1 protein-coding gene and 1 pseudogene are annotated in these 1942 nt (G+C 66.6%); one reads left to right on the top strand and one right to left on the bottom strand.

Annotated features, from left to right (window positions below; all coding sequences use genetic code 11):
* The first annotated feature begins 292 nt into the window (after window positions 1-292).
* On the top strand, window positions 293-1333 hold the full coding sequence (locus FGX59_RS36680; RefSeq protein WP_171061023.1) for an IS110 family transposase: 1041 nt from the start codon (window positions 293-295) through the stop codon (window positions 1331-1333).
* 407 nt (window positions 1334-1740) lie between these two features.
* On the opposite strand, the pseudogene FGX59_RS36675 reads toward FGX59_RS36680, so the two are convergent.
* Window positions 1741-1942, bottom strand: a pseudogene (locus FGX59_RS36675) (transposase); the annotation flags it as partial.

Genomic DNA, 1942 nt, shown 5'->3' with positions numbered 1-1942 from the left:
AGTACCAGCATGATTCCGAATATTAAAAAATGTGGTTGGAATGCCTCGCGGAACACGAGCGAAACTGGCTACAGATCGGCGGGAGCTGACCTTTGCTACGATCGTGTCCCACGAGGTGATGTAGCTCGTGATGGGCCTCGCGCTGACTGGCGGACCGAGCTGGTCAGCCGCTCTTTGCGGGAGGCAGGCTGACGGTGAGATCATCGCAGACCGGCGCGAGGGTTTCCAGATGTCGTCATGGGGCGGCCAGGACCGGATAGGCTGGTGCTTCCACATCCCAGAGGAGGACGGCATGAAGACCTTCATCGGCATCGACGTTTCGCTCGCGAGTTCCGCAGTCTGCGTGCTCGACGAGCATGGGCAGGTCGTGAAGCGGGCGCAGATCGACAGCGAGCCCGATGCATTGATCGCCTTCCTGCGGGATCTGCCTTGGCCGGTCGAGGCGATCGGGCTCGAAGCCGGCCCGCTGTCTCAATGGCTTCACCGTGGCCTGGGCGAAGCCGGTTTCGAACTGGTCCTGATGGAGACGCGGCAGGTCAAGGCGGTCCTGAAGGCCATGCCGGTCAAGACCGACCGCCGCGATGCCGAGGGCATTGCCCGGCTGCTCCGCATGGGCTGGTTCCGGCCGGTCCACTGCAAGTCGGTATCGGCGCAGGAGATGCGCGCCCTGCTGAGCGCCCGCAAGGCGGTCCAGAAGGCGGCACTGGACATCGAGCAGTCCTTGCGCGGGGTCCTGCGCAATTTCGGGATGAAGCTCGGTCCGGTCGGCAAGGGCAAGGGGCGCTACGAGGCACGGGTGCGCGAGCTGGTCGCCGGGAATGCCGCGCTGGAGGCTGCAGCCTCGGCCATCCTCGATGCCCGGGCAATGCTGCGCGACAGGCTATCGGCGCTGGACCGCAGGGTGCTGGAGCTTGCCCGGCAGGACGACGCCTGCCGCCTGATGATGACGATGCCGGGCGTCGGCGCCGTGATCGCGCTGACGGTCCGCGCGGCGATCGACGACCCGGCGCGGTTCCGGTCGTCACGGGACGTAGGACCATGGGTCGGCCTCACGCCCCGGCGCGAGCAGTCCGGAGAGCGCGATATCGTCGGACGGATCACCAAGGCAGGGGATGCCGCGCTGCGAACGGCGCTCTTCAACGCCGCCACCGTGATGATGCACCACGCAAGGCCATGCTGGCTCAAGGCGTGGGGCATGCAGGTCGCCAGGCGCCGCGGCTCGAAGCGTGCAACGGTAGCCGTGGCACGGCGGATCGGCGTCGTTCTTCATCGCATGTGGCTGGACGGCACCGAGTTCCGCCTGCAGCGCGATCCGGTCCCGGCTGCCGCCTGAGACTTCCACAGGCACAGGAAAAAGGAGAAGGCGAGCTTCTGGCAGGGTCCGTCCTGCCATGACGAAGTCCCCACCGGGACGCGGTTCCCGCCGACGCCGGATATGACGCTGCCGCCGGACGTTCCGTCCGAGCGCGTTTTCCAGATGGGCGCCCGGGAACCGATCTCACCGACATCATGTAGGCGGCTTGCGCGCCGACCACGGACGGAAGCATGACACCGGCAAGGGGACTGGGAATGGACGCGATGGCGCTGGGGAAGAAGCACATGGCACTGCGCAGGATCAACGCGGCTGTCGGCGCGGGCGGCGCTCCGATATCTGATGTCTCCGCGCCGCCCGCGCCTCGCGTTCCGCTGCCAGCCCGGCAATTGCGGCAGCCTTGCCGTGCAGATTCCGGATTGACGGCAGGGGCCCCAAGACGGAAGCGTCATGTACCTGGCGCGTTGAACCGTCCATTCCTCGGTCTGCTCCATGAGGATCGCGCCGACGAGGCGCCGGATCGAAGCCTCGTTCGGAAAGATGCCGACGACATCGGTGCGCCGCTTGATCTCGCCGTTCAGTCGCTCAATGGGGTTCGTGCTGTGAAGCTTCACGCGATGCTGGGCCGGG

It is taken from the genome of Poseidonocella sp. HB161398 (assembly GCF_005870025.1).
Taxonomy (GTDB): Bacteria; Pseudomonadota; Alphaproteobacteria; order Rhodobacterales; family Rhodobacteraceae; genus Mangrovicoccus.
The sequence above is the reverse complement of the archived record's forward strand: the minus strand, read 5'-3'. Positions and strand labels throughout refer to the sequence as shown.